This is a genomic window from Nocardiopsis moroccensis, assembly GCF_055763695.1.
Map to the genome: position 1 here is coordinate 3,615,067 of NZ_CP199747.1, position 15,572 is coordinate 3,630,638.

A 15,572-nucleotide genomic window follows, 5' to 3' on the forward strand; every position below is an offset into this window, starting at 1 on the left:
CCAGTGCTCGGCGGTCAGCCAGTGGGGCACACGCGGGGACCAGCGGCTCCGTCGGGGGCCGTGTTCCGGGGGTTGCCCGTCGGGGGTGGCGTCGTCCTCGCCCGGGTCCTGCACCGTGCCCCATCTCCCGCCGCCGCGCTTCGCGGATAGTTACAGGTTCCTGTCCGTCATCAGAGCACCATCACCCCCGGTCGGGCGACCTGGGGACAGAAGCTCGCCAGACCAGACTAGAACTGGTTATATAGAGCCCGTCAACCTGCTGGCCCAGCCGGACCCCGCCACACCGAGCCGAAAGGTGCCCGCCGTGATCGGACTCCTGGTCGCGCTGCTCTCCGCAGTGGTCTACACGGTCGGCCTGACCGTCGAACAGCGCGCCCTGCACGGCTGCGAGTCGATCTCGATCAACCGCCCCCTGCATCTGGCCAGGGTACTGCTGGGTAACCCGCGCTGGGTGTTCGGCTGCGTCTTCGCCGCCCTGGGCAGTGTGGGCCTGATCGTCTCCCTCGGCCTGGCCCCGGTGTCCGTGGCCCAACCGGCCTTCGCGGCGGGCGTGGCCACCATGCTGCTGGTCATCACGCTGGTCCTGGGCGAGCGGATCACCAGGGGCGAGTACGTGGCGCTGGGCGTCATGCCGGTGGCCCTGGGCCTGCTCAGCCTGTCCACCGCCGACGGCGCCGAGACCGGCACGACCGCGAGCGCCCCGCTGCTGATCACGGTCAGTGTGGTCACGGTCGTGGCGTGCGTGGCCGCGATGGGACTCGCGGGTGGACGGGGCAGGTACGTCTCGGCCGCCGCGATGGGCGCCGCCGCCGGGCTCGCCCAGGGCAGTGCGGGGCTCCAGGGCAAGGGCCTGGGCGGCCTGCTGGCCGACAACGGTCTGCCGGCGGCGATCGTCCCCGCCCTGCTCTCGCCCTACCCCTACCTGTACGCACTGGGCTGGGCGGTGGGCATCGTGCTCTTCCAGACCTCGCTCCAGCGCTCCCGCGCCTCCATCACGGCTCCGGTGTCCAACGTGGTCGGCAACGTGTTCGTGGTGGTGGTCGGCACGGTCCTGTTCGGCGAACAACTGCCCCAGGACCCGCTGACGCTGGCGCTGCGGATCGGTGGTTTCGCGCTGACCCTGCTCGTGGTGGTCCTGGTCCGCGGCAACGTGGCCGCGGCGGAGGCCGACACCAGCAGGCTGCGCGGGCAGGACTCCCCCGCACGGGCCGAGTAGCCCCGGGCAGCTGCCGCCGGCGGGCCCCGTACGGCGGGCCGGCGGCAGCCGCCCGGCCCGGGCCCGTGCTAGGCGGCGACGGAGACGGCCTCGCGCAGACCGGGGGCGGCCACGTCGGCCCAGGCGCGCACGACGCTCTCCGGCTGGTGGGTCTCGTCGGTGGCCAGGATCAGGCCGGGCTCGGCGACCCAGGCACCCAGGTCGGCGAGGAGGATCCGCAGGTCCTCCTCGATGCCGCGGCTGTTGCGCAGGTCCTCCACGACGGCCAGCGGGACCGCGACCGTGTGGCCCAGGCCGAGCTCGGGCAGCCGGTCCAGGAAGACCTTCAGCAGTCCGGTGTAGGTGCCGTGCACCTGCGGGGAGGCCACCAGCAGCACGTCACTGCGCTGGATCCGGTCCAGGGCCTCGGCCACGGCGTCCGAGGAATCGTTGAGCAGGTCCGGACCCAGCTCGGCCAGGTCGATGAGTTCGGGGCGGGAGGTGACGCCGGCCCGGGTGGCGACCTCCGCCGCGGCGCGCAGTGCGGCCGTGTGCACGGAGGAGTGGGTCTGGGGTGCGGCGACGAGCACGGTGAAACGGGTCATGGCGGAGAACTCCTGGGTTCGGTCAGAGCAAGCCGGGATCGACCGGAAGGAACGCGGGGGGCGGTGATCGGAATCGTTGACACCGGAGGAGGACCGTTGTTCCTCATGAACCGAAGCGGAGCGGGACCTCGTCGTCCGGGGCTCGTGTGCGTCGGCTCGGGCGGGGTGCTCAATCGGACCGGTGGAAGAGGTCCGGGACCCAGTCGGGAGAGATGAGCGTCCGGTGTCTGCGTAAGGGCACAGGGGCACGGGTCAGAACCGTGGCGCGGGGCGCGAACCCCGCAAGGCGCTAGCTACGACAGAGCGCGCTCGCCTGCTGTCTCAGATCGACATGCAGGCGCTGGACAAGCAGCTCACCGGCGGACATGTCTCCATCATGGGGCGCCCCGGCCGCTATCGTCAATGCGTGCCGCCTCCCCTCCTTCGGGGCCGGCGGGCTCCGCGCGGCCCGGTCCACCTCGCGGACAACCGTCCCAGGGAGCGGGATCACCCTGTTCCGCTGGGAATACGTGACCCGGCTGAGGTGCGCACGGCCTCCGCCGAACCGCTCGGCCACCCGGATGTAATTTACGACACACAGGAATCGGCACCCGCTCAACAGCGGACCCCAGACACAGGGAGAGCCCGAAACATGGTCCAGACACCCCTCATCCTGACCGGCGCGCGTGCCGTGACGGCCGACGGAACCCGTGAAACCTGGGTCCGGATCGAGAACGGCAGGGTGGCCGGGCTCGGCACCGGCGACCCCGGCCCGGGCGAGCGGCACGACGTCGGCGGACGGCTGGTCGCACCGGGGCTGGTCGACACCCACATCCACGGCGGCACGGGGCACGCCTTCCCCGACGCCGACCCGGAGGGGGTTCGGGAGATCGTGGCCTTCAACCGCCGGGCCGGGGTGACCTCCCTGGTCGGCGGCCTGGTCGCGGCAGACCCCCGAAACACGCTCCGCCAGGTCGAAGCACTGGCCGAACTGTGCGACGCGGGCGAACTGGCCGGAATCTACCTCGAAGGGCCGTTCATTGCACGGTCCAAATGCGGGGCCCACGACCCCGACCTGCTACGCGACCCCGACACCGCCGAGTTCGACGCCTGGCTCAAGGCCGGGCGCGGGCACGTCCGGATGATCACGGTGGCCCCGGAGCTGCCCGGAGCCCTGGACCTGATCGGGGCGGCGCACTCCTCCGGCGTCGTGGCGGCGGTCGGGCACACCGAGGCCAGCTACGAGCAGACCCTCGCCGCGATCGACGCCGGAGCGAGGGTGGCCACCCACGTGTACAACGCGATGCGCCCGCTGAACCACCGCGACCCGGGGCCGATCGCAGCGGTACTGGGCGACGAACGCGTGACCGTGGAGCTGATCCTGGACAACGTGCACGTCCACCCGGGGGCCGCGCGGCTGGTGTTCGACGCGGCCGGCCCGGACCGGGTCTCGCTGGTGACCGACGCGATGTCGGCGACGGGCCTGGGAGACGGCGAGTACACGCTCGGCGAGCTACGCGTGCGCGTGACGGACGGCAGGGCACACGTGGTGGAGACCGGCGCGATCGCCTCCAGCACGATCGTGCTGCCCCAGGCGGTGCGCAACGCGGTCGCCGCGGGCGTTCCCACCGCGGAGGCGATCCGGTCGGCGTCCTCGGTCCCGTCCGCGGCGCTGGGGCTGTCCGGCGTCGGGAGCGTCGAGGTCGGGGGCCACGCCGACCTCGTGGTGCTCAATGAGGACCTTTCGGTCGATGCCGTGATGTATCGGGGCAGTTGGGTAGCGTAACGGCGTGTCGTGCGCACGGTACGGATTAGTAACTTGCCCCTGGGCAACAATTATGGACAGGGCGTCGAGGAAAGCACCGTGCTTGACACGAAAGGATTCGCCATGGCCAAGTCGAGACAGGCCGACGAGCAGCAGCCGACCCGGGTGCCCTCCGAGGAACACGAACACCTCGGCAAACTCGCCAGCGAACTGTCCCGCTACGAGGTCCGGGCGGAAGTGGTCGACGAACCCGCACTCTGTCTCCGGGTGCGCAACCCGTCCTCCGCGCACGCGGTCGAGGACGTGATCTGCGAGCGCCGTGAACACGACTTCGCGTTCATCGCCTCGTTCGGGGTTCATCTGGGCAACAGCGGGAGCGTGCCGCTCACCGCCCACAAGGTCGCATGGCTCGTCGGGGCCACCAAGGAATAGGAAGCCGTACGTCAGGGGGCGGCGCCGGCCGGCGCCGCCCCCTCTCCGTGCCACCGCGGAAGTTGGTACCTTCACCGGAGGCGCCCCCGGACGAACAGGACCCCTCGTGACCACCTTCCGCTACGCACTCGACCCCGTCGACGAGACCTTCTTCGACACCGCGCCCATGCGCTGGCGCGTGGGGCTCGAACTGGCAGCCTCCCCCGACGAGGTCTGGGCCGGGCTCACCTCGCCCCTGCCGCTGTCCTGGTGCCGGGCGCTGCCCGACGTGCGCTACACCTCCGAGGCGCCCTTCGGCGTGGGCACCACCCGCGAGGCGAGTGTTCTGGGGGCGTACCGGATGCGCGAGCGCTTCTTCCACTGGGACGAGACCGAACGCCGCAAGTCCTTCCACGCCACCGAGGGCACCCTCCCCGTGTTCGGCGCCTTCGCCGAGGACTACCGCGTGCTCCCCTTCGACGGCGGAAGCAAGCTCGTGTGGTCGTTCGCCTTCACCCCGTGGAAGGGTCTGGACAGCGCTCTCCAGCTGGGCAGGCCCCTGGCCGAGAGCTTGCTCGCCTCCCTGGTCAAGGACACCCGAAACCACTTCGGCCCACTGACCGAAGTGCGCTGACCCCGCATCCGGAACGCCTCCCCCACTCCCCCGCCGCGGCCGTTGTCCCGATCGGGGGTCAGACCTCCTCGGTCACGCGAGCCGGATTGCGCTGGACCAGGGTGATCAGGCCGGGGAAGCGCTTTTCGATCTCGCCGCGGCGGAGCTGGGCCATCCGGCTGTTGCCGCGGTCGACCTGCCGGATGAGCCCGGCCTCGCGCAGGATCCTGAAATGGTAGGTGCGCGTCGACTTCGACACCGGCAGACCGAAGGACACACAGCTCCGCTCAGCCCCCTCCGGCTCGGCAATGAGGCCCGAGATGACCTGGTAGCGGAGCGGATCGGCCAACGCGCTCATCACGAGCCGCAGATCCATCTCCTCGGCGTCCGGGTGGCCTTCCGGATCAGGCATCGCCCCTCCTGTGTCCTCCATCACGAGTAGGTTCTACTTGCATCATACCTAGATTTCGTGTGACTGTAGGTTCGAAATTTATCGAACCTACAGTAGGGACCCCCTGATGCCCGAAACACCGACGGCGCGAACCGCGACGGGCGCGCCGCCCTCCCGGATTCTCATACTCGCCGCGATCCTGCTCGCGGTCTTCGTCGTCCCCACCTCCATCTCCGGCACAGCCGTGGCCCTGCCCGCGATCGGCGCGGACACCGGAGCAGACCTGGTTCCGTTGCAGTGGGTCCTCAACGCCTTCAACGTGGCCTTCGCCTGCTTCACCCTGGCCTGGGGCTCCATCGCCGACATCGTCGGACGCATGCGCGCCTTCACCGTCGGCGCCGCGATCTACGCCGCGGCCTCCCTCGCCAGCGCCCTGGCCACCGACGTCCTCCTGCTCGACCTGGCCCGCGGCCTGGCCGGCCTGGGCGGGGCCGCGATCTTCGCCTGCGGCAGCGCCATCCTCGCCACGGTCTTCGACGGGGCCGACCGAGCCAAGGCCTTCGCCCTGTTCGGCACCGTCGCCGGTGTCGGCGTAGCGCTCGGCCCCTCCCTTTCCGGTCTCATCGTCGAGGCCCTGGGCCGGCGCTGGATCTTCGGCACCCACGCCATCGCCCTGGGCCTGGTCCTGGCCGCCGTACCCCTCATCGCCCGTGGGGTGCCCCGGGGCGGTCGCCCCGGTGCCCGGATCGACCTCCCCGGAAGCCTGCTGTTCATCATCGCGATGCTCCTGCTCACCACCGCCATCGTGCAGGGCTCCCAGTGGGGGTGGGCCAGCCCGAGCGTCCTCGGCCTCTTCACCGGATCCGCCGTCGCCCTCGCCCTCTTCGCGGTCGTGGAGAACCGCCGCGATGATCCGATGCTGGACCTGAGCCTGCTCACCAACAGCCGGTTCGTCGGCCTGTGCCTGGTACCGGTCGCCGCGTCGTTCGGCTTCGTCACCATCCTCACCTACCTGCCCAGCTACCTGCTGGTGGTCGGCGGATACGGCCCCGGAACAGCCGGGCTCATCATGGTGCTGCTGACCCTCCCCGTACTGGTCGGCCCCCTGATCGCCGCCGCACTCGTGGCCCGGGGCGTGCCCGCTCTGCTCCTGCTCTACGTCAGCCTGGCCTGCCTGGTCCTCGGCGACCTCGGCCTGCTGCTCTTCGGGCCGGACGCCTCCCTGGCCGTCGTGGCCGCGCCGATGCTCATCACCGGTGCGGGCATGGGCCTGCCCGCCGGTCTGGTCGACCGTCTGGCCCTGGAGATCGTGCCAGAGGAGAAGGCCGGGATGGCCGCGGGCTTCCTCAACACCCTGCGACTGGGCAGCGAGGCCATCGCGGTGGCCGTGTACGGCTCCCTTCTCGCGACCCTGCTGTCCTCCCGGATCGGAGACGGTATCGGAGCCTTCGAGGGCGCGGGGCAGGCGGACGCCGTCGCCAACGAACTGGCGGGCGGGCACACCTCCGGCCCCGCCACCGAACTGCCCGGCGACGACGGCGGATTCGCGTCCTTCCTCGTCGGTGCCTACGACGGGGCGTTCCACAACGTCCTCTGGATCCTCGCCGGAGTCTGCCTGCTGTTCCTCGTGATCATCGCCGCCCTGCTGCGTGGTGGCGGGACCCCCGCCGGCGCCCCCGCCGACGAGGCCGCCGCACCGACCACCGGCGGCGGGGACGACGACGCCGACGACGGGGAAGGGGTCGAGGACCGTGCGGAACAGGTCCGGGGCGGGTTCGTCCCGGAGAGCGGCGAAGCGCTCGGTGACGACCCGCTCCTCCAGGAGTCCGGGTGGTCAGCGGTTCCGGACCCTGGCGAACAGCTTGAAGAGCAGCCAGAGCACGAGGGTCGTGACGGCCATCCCCACAGCGGCGCCCACCAGGGCACCCGACAGGGTCGCAACCCGGTCCGCGGCGTCGCCCGCCCAGAGGGTCCGCCCCAGACCGAACAGTCCCACGACCCCGACGAGCAGGGCGATCGCGGTCAACACCAGCCCCGGGAGACTCCAGAAGAAGCGCTTGCGGCCGGGCTCGGGCCGCTCGGACAGCTCCGCCCGCGGGCCGACCAGAGCGGCCCGCGCCCGCTTGAAGTAGGCGAAGGTGAAGTAGTGGCCGCACGGCTCCCACCCCTCCGGAGCCAGCCGGCCGGCCATCCGTGCCCGGTCCCGGCTTCCGAGGGCGGACTCCTGTCGGTACTCCCAGGTCTGGGGTTTTTCGTCCCGGTGGCTGACGAAGCGGCCCCTGGGGTCCACCCGGTCGACCTCCCACCCCTGGGCGCCCATCTCATTCATCCGAACGGGCGACTCGAAGGCATCCGCACCCCACACCAGGGTCTCGGCCCCGGGCCCGGTCGCGGACCCGGTCCCGCCGTCCTCCCCGGTGAGGTCGTCGGCGAACACGGCCACCGGACCGAACTCCTCCTCCGGGTCCGTGCCGCCCTCGGCCAGGAAGGCGGCGAGGTCGTCCGTCGTGGCCCGGATCCACTGCGGCGCCACGCCACGCTCACGCAGCAGCTTCTCCAGTTCGTCCAGATAACTCATCGGATACCGCCCTTCCCGAGGACCTCGCGCACGGACCCGTCGAATTCCAGCCACGCGGCGCCCTGCTCCGCGAGGACCTCACGGCCGTGGTCGGTCAGTTGGTAGTAGCGCCGTCCCGGCCCCTTCGCCGCCGCCCGGAACTCCGCGACCACCAGCCCCGCCTCCTCCAGCCGGTTCAGCACCGGGTAGAGGGTGCCGCCCTTGATCCGGCCGAACCCGGCCTCGTCCAGCCGGGCCGCCAGGGCGTAGCCGTAGCTCTCCCCCTCGGTCAGCCCGGCCAGGACCAGGAGGTCGAGGACCCCCTTCAACCAGCTCGATCGTCGATCCATTCGTACTCCTTCAGGCCGTGGTGGCGACGTTCTCGGGCGCCCCGTCAGTGTTCCTGGGCTCAGGGGCGAGCAGGAACCCGCGCAGGTCGATCAGCACGTGCAGCAGGATCGGCAGCAGCAGGTTCCCGGTGCTCAGGTACAGGTAGGTCAAGCTGAAACCGATGAGACCGACCCCCGCCATCGCCTTCGGCCCCTGGTACAGGTGGGCGAGGGTGAAGATCGCGAGACTGATCCCCGCCGCCGCGTAGAGCGGCAGCCCCAGGGAGACGCCCACGGCGATGAACAGGCCACGAAAGATGATCTCCTCGCAGATCCCGGCGGTGACCGAGACTCCGACCGCGTACCGGCGCTCACGCCCGTTGCGCGGCCGCAGGTCCGCCAGGATCCGCGGCCCGAATCCGTACCGCCGGGCCAGGAAGGCGAACAGCGCGACCGCGATGGACGCCCCGACCACGACCCCCGCGAACGTGCTCCAGTCCACTCCCGGGGTGAACCCCAGGTGCGCCCAGGAGACCCCCGGGGAGAGCAGGACGGACACCGCGACGAGGGCGGTCAGGCCCCAGGAGCCGACCATGCCCCACCCGAAGAGACGGGTGAAGGCGTTCGGGTCGGTGTCGCGGTCGCGCTTCATCCGCTCGAACCAGCTCTTCCCCCACAAGGGCTCGACCAGCAGCAGGTAGGCGGCCATGACCGCGACCACGGCCAGAGCCGGGACGGAGAAGTCGGGGGCGGGAAGCTCGGGGGGCATGGCGTCTCCTTGGTCGGCTTCACTACTTAGAAGGTAAAGCAACCTAGTTAGGATTACAACCTAGATAGCCACACGAACCCCTTCGGCGCCGGGAGCGGAGGGGCGGGACGGGAGGCCCCGCAGGACCACCCGCCCCGCCCCGCATCTGGGCCCGGACACGCAAAAGCGCCCCGCGGTCCGGAGACCGAGGAGCGCGAGGGGGTCTGAGGCGGTTCCCCAGCAGGAACGACAAAACGACCCTGGTCGCATGCGAATGCGCGAACAGGGTCGTCTCGTTGTCAGGTGGAGGTGGCGGGAATCGAACCCGCGTCCTTCAGCACCGAGCCAGGGCTTCTCCGGGTGCAGTCTGCGATGTCGTTCTACTCGGCCCCAGCGCTTGCACAGACACATCGCTGACGGGCCCAGCCACGAAAATGTCCCACTCAGGCCCCGTGGCCTGATCTGAGCGGTAAGTCATCTGAATGGTGCCGGATCCCGAGCCGATGACGAGCCCGGACCGACAGAGTCACAATCGCTTAGGCAGCGAGAGCGAACTCAGTGCGCTTAGAATTGGCACTTGAATTTATGCGAATGCAGGATTAACGAGGTCACAAACGCAACCCTCGACCCGCTTCCCCTGGAACGACTACCGAAGTCGAAACCGATCACCCCCTGTGAAGTTGTCAAAACCACCCGTCACCCGTGGATTCGGGGCGGCTGACATGCGAGTGTGCGAGCACTCTCGTGTTCGTCACTCTACCTGTTGAACAGTGTGGGAACCAAGCTGATTCCCGGTGCGGGCAAAGATCCTGGTTCGGATCGGAGCGGTCTCCCTTGCACCCTCCCGAACAGGGAGAAACCCCCGTGAGGCGGACTCCAGATGTGGTCTACGCAGCTCACGGGGGCGGTCGGCAGGGTCGGGCCGACCTGTGGAACCGGCAGGGCCTCCCCCGAGACGAGGTCCTGCCCTCTGCGACTGGCCGCTACCCCCTGTCGCGATCCCAGTCATAGGAGAAGACGCCGCCGAGCAACCCGCGGGTTGCTCGGCGGCGCCCTTCTTTTCTCCGAGTCCTCCGGTCAGGTCCCGTTGAGGTCGGCCTCGGTCCCCGAACCGGTTTCCGTTCCCGGACCGGCCTCGGTTCCCGGACCGGTCTGGGTACCGGGACCGGTCTGGGTGCCCGGAGCTTCCGTCGGCGGGGCCGTGTTCTCGACCGGGGGTACCTGGCCCTCGGGCACGGTCCCGTTGGCCATCCCGTTGAGGAAACTCACCGCAGCGGTGACGGCGTACTGCTGCCACTGGGTTATCTCGGGGTCGACCTCGGCCAGTACCGCGAAGGCGACGTCACCCTGGTAACCGACGAACCAGTGCAGGGCGGTGTCGTGCTGTTCGGTGCGGGCAGCCTGGCCGGACACCTCGTCCCCGCCGAGGTTCAGCTCGGGCATCCGGTTGGCGACCGCGTTCCGCAGCCCCTCCCGGACCACTTCCAGGTGCGCCTCGTCGAGTGCGTTCTCGCCGGAGCGGGTCGGCCCCTCCTCGCGGACGAGCGTGGGTTCGTGCCAGGAGCCGTCGGCGATGGCACCGGCGGCCAGGGCCATGGCGAGCGGGCTCGTCCGGACACCGTGCTCGCCGACCATCGCGGAGGCCACGTCGGCGTCACCGCCGTCGATGTCGACGGTGCCGGAGGAGACGGGCAGCGGAAGCTGCCAGTCGGCACCCAGACCGAGCCGGGCGGCGGTCTCGGTGAGCGCCTCGGGGCCGACCTCGGAGGCGATGTCCACGAAGCCGACGGTGCACATGTAGGCCAGGTTGCGGGCCAGGGTGGGGTTGTCGGAGAGGAACCCGCTGCTGGGGTTGGTGAAGACCTGGTCACCGATCTCGGACTGGAAACCGCAGGGCATCGGGGTGTCCCCGGTGACCGCGCCCGAGTCCAGGGCAGCCAGGGACGACACCAGGGTGAAGGCCCCGCCCGGGGCGTAGGAGCCGGTGAAGGCGCCGTCGTCGGCCGCACTGCCCGAGGCGTTCGCCGCGGCCAGGACCTCACCGTTGGTGGAGTCGACGGCGACGATGTACCCGTTGCCGGGCAGCGCCTCCAGCGCACTCTCCGCGGCGCTCTGCGTGGCCAGGTCGAGGGTGGTCTCGACGCCGCCGCTGCGGACGCCCTCCCACGACTCCAGGACGTCGGTCTGCTCGCCGTCCCCGCCGAGGGTCACCACCTGGGTGGTGGCCGAACCGGCGAGTTCGTGCTGGAAGATGTTCTGCAGGCCGCTCAGGCCGACGGTGTCGCCGGCCTGGTAGGAACCGGAGACCCGGGCGGAGACCCGGTGCTCGGCGGTACCCGCGACCTCACCGAGGAGGAAGGGCGCGACCCGGGGGGACAGGTTGATCTTGACTTCCTGCGTGTCGACGCCGGAGATCTTCCCGGCCTCGCTCAGGAGGGTTCCGTCCAGTTCCGCGTCACGCATGAGGACCAGCGGCTGGAACTGCTCCGGCGGGGCGGAACGCACCCGGTTGAGCAGCGGTTCGGGTTCCTCGTCGAGGAGTTCGGCGAGCTCGGTGACGCCCGCCTCCTTGTCCTCCATGTCGGCGGGCAGCACACCGAAGGCGGTGACGCTGTCCGCGGAGACCAGGGGTTCGCCCTCGCGGTCGAGGATCTGGCCGCGGTCCTCGATCTCGTAGCTGACCGCGAGGCGTTCCCCCTCGCCCAGGTCGGGGTGGATGACCCCGGGCGACCAGTTGATCCGCCAGCCCGCCGGTCCGTCCTCCAGGGGCATCCGCCCGGTGTAGCTCCACACCGGGTCCCCGATGCCGAGGTCCGCGGTGACCTCGAACTCGGCGGTCGCGGACTCGTCCCGCAGGGACATCTGGCCGAGGTCGAAACGGATGGAGGCGAGGTCGAGCTGGTCGTGGACGTCGGCCAGGGCCCGCTCGACCTCTTCGGGGTCACCGTCGGTGTGGCGGGCGGCCTCGGCGTAGTTCCCGTCCTGCCAGGCGAGGAGGAAGGACCTGACCGCCACCTCCGGGCTGGGGTGGGTCGTACACGCCGCAAGGCTCAGGGCGACGATCAGGCCGCTGCTGGCGGCCGCGATCCTGCGGCCGAGGGGACGGGGGGACACCTTGTGTGTTCCTTTCAGGCGCCTCATGGGACGGCTCAACGGCGTCGGCGAAGCGCGCGTTCCATGTCGCGTTTGGCTTCACGTTCAGCGATGGCGTGGCGCTTGTCGTACTCACGCTTACCGCGAGCCAGAGCGATCTCCACCTTGGCCCGACCGTCGCTGAAGTACAGCGACAGCGGAACCAGCGTGCGCCCGGGCTCACGGGTCTTGCCGATCAGCCGGGAGATCTGCTCGCGGTGCAGGAGTAGCTTACGTGATCTGCGGGCCGAGTGGTTGGTCCAGGTCCCCTGGGTGTACTCCGGGATGTGCACACCCTCCAGCCACACCTCACCGTCGTGGATGTGGGCGAAACCGTCCACGAGTGAGGCCCGCCCCTGCCGGAGGGACTTGACCTCGGTTCCGGTCAGGACCAGACCCGCCTCGTAGGTTTCGTCGATGTGGTAGTCGTGCCGGGCCCGCCGGTTCTGGGCGATCTTCTTCTGCCCGGTTTCCTTGGCCACGGTTGTATCCCTTCATGCGTCCGGGGGGCCACTGTGTGACCCCCCGGTACCCGGCCCGCCCGTGTCCGGCGGTGACCCGTCAGACCTTCAGGTAGCGGCGCAGGGTGAGGAACGAGGTAACGGTGCACAGGAGCACACCGAGGATCATCGACACACCGATGACGTAGAGCAGGGCACCCGTGCCGAGTGCCACGTCGAACTGGAACCACTCCTCGATCTGGGTGAGCAGCGTGTACCTGGTGGCCACGATGAACCCGGACGCGATGACACCGCCGATGAAACCGGCGATGGCGCCCTCCAGGAGGAAGGGCAGCTGGATGTAGAAGTTCGACGCACCGACCAGCCGCATGATGCCGGTCTCCCGGCGGCGGCTGTAGGCCGACAGGCGGATGGTGTTGCCGATCAGCAGCGCGGCGGCGGCCAACTGGACGCCGGCGACCACGAGGGCGGCCCACTTGAGCCCGTCGAGCAGCCCGAAGAACTGTTCGAGGACCCGCTGGTCGTTGGAGACCGAGTCGACACCGGAGGCGCCGTCGACCGCCGCGCGGACCGTGTCGTAGTGGTCGGGGTTGGTGAGCTGGACCCGGTAGTTCTCCGGGATGTCACCTTCCTGCGCGGCCTCCGCGAGCGCCTCGTTGGAGGAGCCGATGCGCTCCTGGAAGTCGGCCCACGCCTCGGAGGCGGTGAGGTAGCGGAAGTCCTCGACCTCGGACAGCGACCGGAGCTGCTCCTCCAGCGCCTCCCGGTCCTCCGGTGTCGCGGCGCCGTTCTCCTGGCAGGCCGCGGTCGGGGAGATGTCGTTGCACATGTAGACGGTCAGCGTGATCCGCTGGTCCCAGTAGTTGCGCATCTCGGAAACCTGCTGGTTGACCAGCAGACCGGCACCGAACAAGGCGAGGGAGATGGCCACCGTCGTGATGACGGCGATGGTCATCGTCAGGTTGCGACGTAGGCCGATCCACGTCTCGGAGAGAACGAATTGTGCTCGCATGATCTGTTAAAGGTCCATCCTTCGGGGCTTCGCCGTGCCGGTTGTCTCGCGGTCGCCGACCGACCGCGCGGCGACGAGCGTGCCAGAGGTCAGTACGCCTGGCCGTAGACGCCTCGCGTCTGGTCGCGCACCACCAAGCCCTCTTCAAGCTCGATCACGCGCTTGCGCATCGAGTCGACGATGGCGGCGTCGTGCGTCGCCATGACGACGGTGGTTCCCGTGCGGTTGATTCGGTCCAGGACCTTCATGATGCCGATGGAGGTCGCCGGGTCGATGTTTCCGGTGGGCTCGTCGGCCAGCAGGATCTGCGGGCGGTTGACGAAGGCGCGGGCGATGGCCACGCGCTGCTGCTCACCACCGGAGAGCTCCCCGGGCATCCGCCCGGCCTTGCCTTCGAGCCCGACGAGTTCGACGACCTCGGGCACGACCTTCTTGATGAACCGCCGGGGCTTGCCGATGACCTCCAGGGCGAAGGCGACGTTCTCGAAGACGTTCTTGTTCGGCAGCAGGCGGAAGTCCTGGAAGACGCAGCCGATGCGGCGGCGAAGGTGCGGAACCTTCCAGTTGGACAGGCGCGCGAGGTCCTTGCCCGCGACGTGCACGCGACCCTCGTTGGGCTTCTCCTCTTTCAGCACCAAGCGCAGGAAGGTCGACTTGCCCGAGCCGGACGGGCCGACCAGGAAGACGAACTCGCCCTTGTCCACGTCGATGGAAACACCGTCGAGCGCGGGGCGCTTCTGGGTCAGGTACTGCTTGGTGACGTTATCGAAGTGGATCACAGGCGCATCACAAGGCTCTCGAAGGTATGGGCACCCGACGGAGAGAGCTCCGCTCGGGATCGTACCGGCCGCATGGCCACCGACAGTTTAGAGGGGGCCGCGGCCCGGATTGTCCAGGTCCCGTCACACCCGCGAGATCTGTGGAGATCAGAGCACTATCGGACAACAGCCACGAGCATATCGGAGGTGTCAACCGATGATAACGTTCACATATAGTAGTTTCGGTAAAACTACGGAGACGCGGGCGTCACCATCTGGATACAAGGCCGCTCGCCACACGCGTTCACTCACTCTGGGTGGGAATACCGCGACCGGGCGTGTCCCCGCCTTCGGGGCGGGGACACCGCGGTCCGGGGCCCGGCGGGTCAGTTCTGTTCGTTCTTCTCCCTACTGCGCATCCACCGGATCTCGGCGTCGATGAAACCGTCGATCTCACCGTCCAGGACACCCGAGGTGTTACCGGTCTCCGCGCCGGTCCGCACGTCCTTGACACTCTGGTAGGGGTGCAGCACGTAGTTGCGCATCTGGGTCCCCCAACTGCTCACCGAGTCGCCGCGGATCTCGTCCAGGGCGGCCTGCTCCTCCTCGCGTTTGCGGGCCAGGAGCTTGGCCTGGAGCATCGACATCGCGGTGGCCTTGTTCTGCAGCTGCGAACGCTCGTTCTGGCAGGAGACCACGATGCCCGTGGGCAGGTGGGTGATACGCACCGCGGAGTCCGTGGTGTTGACGCCCTGACCGCCGGGACCGCTGGAACGGTACACGTCCACTCGCAGCTCGGTCTCGTCGATCTCGATGTGATCGCTCTGTTCGACCACCGGCACGACGTCCACGCCGGCGAACGAGGTCTGGCGCCGGTTCTGGTTGTCGAAGGGCGAGATGCGCACCAGCCGGTGGGTGCCGTGCTCCCCCCTCAGCGTGCCGTAGGCGAAGGGCGCCTTGACCACGAACGAGGTGGACTTGATACCCGCCTCCTCCGCGTAGGAGGTCTCGTAGACATCCGTGGGGTATCCGTGCCGTTCCGCCCAGCGCAGGTACATGCGCTGGAGCATCTGCGCCCAGTCGGCGGCGTCGACGCCGCCGGCCTGGGAGTTGATGGTGACGATGGCCTCGTTCTCGTCGTGCGGCCCGTTGAGGAGCGTACGCACCTCCAGCTCACCGATGTCCTTGCGGAGCTGCTCGAGCTCACGGTCCGCCTCGGCCTTGGTGTCCGGATCGTCCTCGGTCTCGGCGAGCTCGTAGAGCACCCCGAGGTCGTCGAGGCGCTGCCTGATACCACCGACCTTGTTGACCATGGACTCCAGAACGGAGAGCTGGCGCGTCACCTTCTGCGCGTTGCCCTGGTCGGACCACAGGTCGGGGTCCGCGGACTGCTCGCGCAGTTCGGCGATCTGGGTCTGCATCGCCTCCAGGTCCAACACGGCGGTCACACTCGCCAGGGTCGCCGCGAGTTCCTTGATCTTCTCTGCTGGGTCCAGTTCTGCCACGGGACCCAGTGTAGGACCCAGTAAAGGGGCGGTCCCCCATCCGCGCTTCCCGTCAGGGCACGAAAGGGGCGCGCGGTCGCCCGCACGCCCCTCGTGTGCCCGTCTCCTGGT

At 69.4% G+C, this 15,572-nt stretch carries 14 protein-coding genes and 1 other RNA gene; 5 read left to right on the forward strand and 10 right to left on the reverse strand.

The window, feature by feature from the left end:
• Positions 1–304 precede the first annotated feature (304 nt).
• The gene (locus ACUKCB_RS16050) at positions 305–1,216 is read left to right on the forward strand and encodes a hypothetical protein (RefSeq protein ID WP_473036424.1); all 912 of its coding nucleotides are present in this window, start codon (positions 305–307) and stop codon (positions 1,214–1,216) included.
• A 68-nt stretch (positions 1,217–1,284) separates the two neighbouring features.
• Here the strand turns inward: ACUKCB_RS16050 and ACUKCB_RS16055 are convergent, their stop codons facing one another.
• A complete protein-coding gene (locus tag ACUKCB_RS16055) occupies positions 1,285–1,800 on the reverse strand; it encodes an NADPH-dependent FMN reductase (RefSeq protein WP_473036425.1) in 516 nt (171 codons plus the stop codon).
• 631 nt (positions 1,801–2,431) lie between these two features.
• On the opposite strand from ACUKCB_RS16055, the gene nagA reads away from it, so the two are divergent.
• From nagA to ACUKCB_RS16070, 3 genes are all read left to right on the forward strand, one after another.
• A complete protein-coding gene (gene nagA / locus ACUKCB_RS16060) occupies positions 2,432–3,565 on the forward strand; it encodes an N-acetylglucosamine-6-phosphate deacetylase (protein ID WP_473036426.1) in 1,134 nt (377 codons plus the stop codon).
• Positions 3,566–3,667: 102 nt separating this feature from the next.
• On the forward strand, positions 3,668–3,976 hold the full coding sequence (locus ACUKCB_RS16065; RefSeq protein ID WP_191268326.1) for a hypothetical protein: 309 nt from the start codon (positions 3,668–3,670) through the stop codon (positions 3,974–3,976).
• A gap of 106 nt (positions 3,977–4,082) precedes the next feature.
• Positions 4,083–4,589, forward strand: coding sequence for an SRPBCC family protein (locus ACUKCB_RS16070; RefSeq protein WP_473036427.1), 507 nt, complete (start codon positions 4,083–4,085; stop codon positions 4,587–4,589).
• A 58-nt stretch (positions 4,590–4,647) separates the two neighbouring features.
• On the opposite strand, the gene ACUKCB_RS16075 is transcribed toward ACUKCB_RS16070, so the two are convergent.
• Entirely contained in the window at positions 4,648–4,980 is a 333-nt protein-coding gene (locus tag ACUKCB_RS16075) for an ArsR/SmtB family transcription factor (protein ID WP_473036428.1), read from the reverse strand.
• Between the two features lie 106 nt (positions 4,981–5,086).
• Between ACUKCB_RS16075 and ACUKCB_RS16080 the strand changes: the two genes are divergently transcribed.
• Positions 5,087–7,642 carry an MFS transporter gene (locus ACUKCB_RS16080; protein WP_473036429.1) on the forward strand — a complete coding sequence of 852 codons (2,556 nt, stop codon included), beginning with the start codon at positions 5,087–5,089 and terminating at the stop codon, positions 7,640–7,642.
• Here the strand turns inward: ACUKCB_RS16080 and ACUKCB_RS16085 are convergent.
• The 8 genes from ACUKCB_RS16085 to prfB all read right to left on the reverse strand — a co-directional run bounded on the left by ACUKCB_RS16085 (position 7,534) and on the right by prfB (position 15,461).
• A complete protein-coding gene (locus ACUKCB_RS16085; protein WP_452546496.1) occupies positions 7,534–7,866 on the reverse strand; it encodes a PadR family transcriptional regulator in 333 nt (110 codons plus the stop codon). The genes ACUKCB_RS16080 and ACUKCB_RS16085 overlap by 109 nt on opposite strands.
• A gap of 10 nt (positions 7,867–7,876) precedes the next feature.
• A complete protein-coding gene (locus tag ACUKCB_RS16090) occupies positions 7,877–8,614 on the reverse strand; it encodes a CPBP family intramembrane glutamic endopeptidase (RefSeq protein WP_473036430.1) in 738 nt (245 codons plus the stop codon).
• A 280-nt stretch (positions 8,615–8,894) separates the two neighbouring features.
• Positions 8,895–9,266: a transfer-messenger RNA gene (ssrA, locus tag ACUKCB_RS16095) on the reverse strand.
• A gap of 404 nt (positions 9,267–9,670) precedes the next feature.
• Positions 9,671–11,707: a penicillin-binding transpeptidase domain-containing protein gene (locus ACUKCB_RS16100; RefSeq protein WP_473036431.1), complete on the reverse strand. Its 2,037-nt coding sequence runs from the start codon at positions 11,705–11,707 to the stop codon at positions 9,671–9,673.
• Positions 11,708–11,742: 35 nt separating this feature from the next.
• Positions 11,743–12,207: an SsrA-binding protein SmpB gene (smpB, locus tag ACUKCB_RS16105; protein ID WP_191268332.1), complete on the reverse strand. Its 465-nt coding sequence runs from the start codon at positions 12,205–12,207 to the stop codon at positions 11,743–11,745.
• Between the two features lie 79 nt (positions 12,208–12,286).
• Positions 12,287–13,198: a permease-like cell division protein FtsX gene (gene ftsX / locus ACUKCB_RS16110; RefSeq protein WP_473036432.1), complete on the reverse strand. Its 912-nt coding sequence runs from the start codon at positions 13,196–13,198 to the stop codon at positions 12,287–12,289.
• 89 nt (positions 13,199–13,287) lie between these two features.
• Positions 13,288–13,977 (reverse strand): cell division ATP-binding protein FtsE, encoded by a 690-nt coding sequence (gene ftsE / locus ACUKCB_RS16115; protein ID WP_191268333.1) that lies wholly within the window; start codon positions 13,975–13,977, stop codon positions 13,288–13,290.
• A gap of 365 nt (positions 13,978–14,342) precedes the next feature.
• Positions 14,343–15,461, reverse strand: coding sequence for a peptide chain release factor 2 (gene prfB / locus ACUKCB_RS16120; protein WP_473036433.1), 1,119 nt, complete (start codon positions 15,459–15,461; stop codon positions 14,343–14,345).
• Between the last annotated feature and the right edge of the window lie 111 nt (positions 15,462–15,572).

Bases quoted from the DNA above. Each gene is read 5' to 3' on its own strand.
- ACUKCB_RS16055 (WP_473036425.1), bottom strand. From the start codon at position 1,800: ATGACCCGTTTCACCGTGCTCGTCGCCGCACCCCAGACCCACTCCTCC.
- nagA (WP_473036426.1), top strand. From the start codon at position 2,432: ATGGTCCAGACACCCCTCATCCTGACCGGCGCGCGTGCCGTGACGGCC.
- ACUKCB_RS16065 (WP_191268326.1), top strand. From the start codon at position 3,668: ATGGCCAAGTCGAGACAGGCCGACGAGCAGCAGCCGACCCGGGTGCCC.
- ACUKCB_RS16075 (WP_473036428.1), bottom strand. From the start codon at position 4,980: ATGCCTGATCCGGAAGGCCACCCGGACGCCGAGGAGATGGATCTGCGG.
- ACUKCB_RS16080 (WP_473036429.1), top strand. From the start codon at position 5,087: ATGCCCGAAACACCGACGGCGCGAACCGCGACGGGCGCGCCGCCCTCC.
- ACUKCB_RS16085 (WP_452546496.1), bottom strand. From the start codon at position 7,866: ATGGATCGACGATCGAGCTGGTTGAAGGGGGTCCTCGACCTCCTGGTC.
- ACUKCB_RS16090 (WP_473036430.1), bottom strand. From the start codon at position 8,614: ATGCCCCCCGAGCTTCCCGCCCCCGACTTCTCCGTCCCGGCTCTGGCC.
- ftsX (WP_473036432.1), bottom strand. From the start codon at position 13,198: ATGCGAGCACAATTCGTTCTCTCCGAGACGTGGATCGGCCTACGTCGC.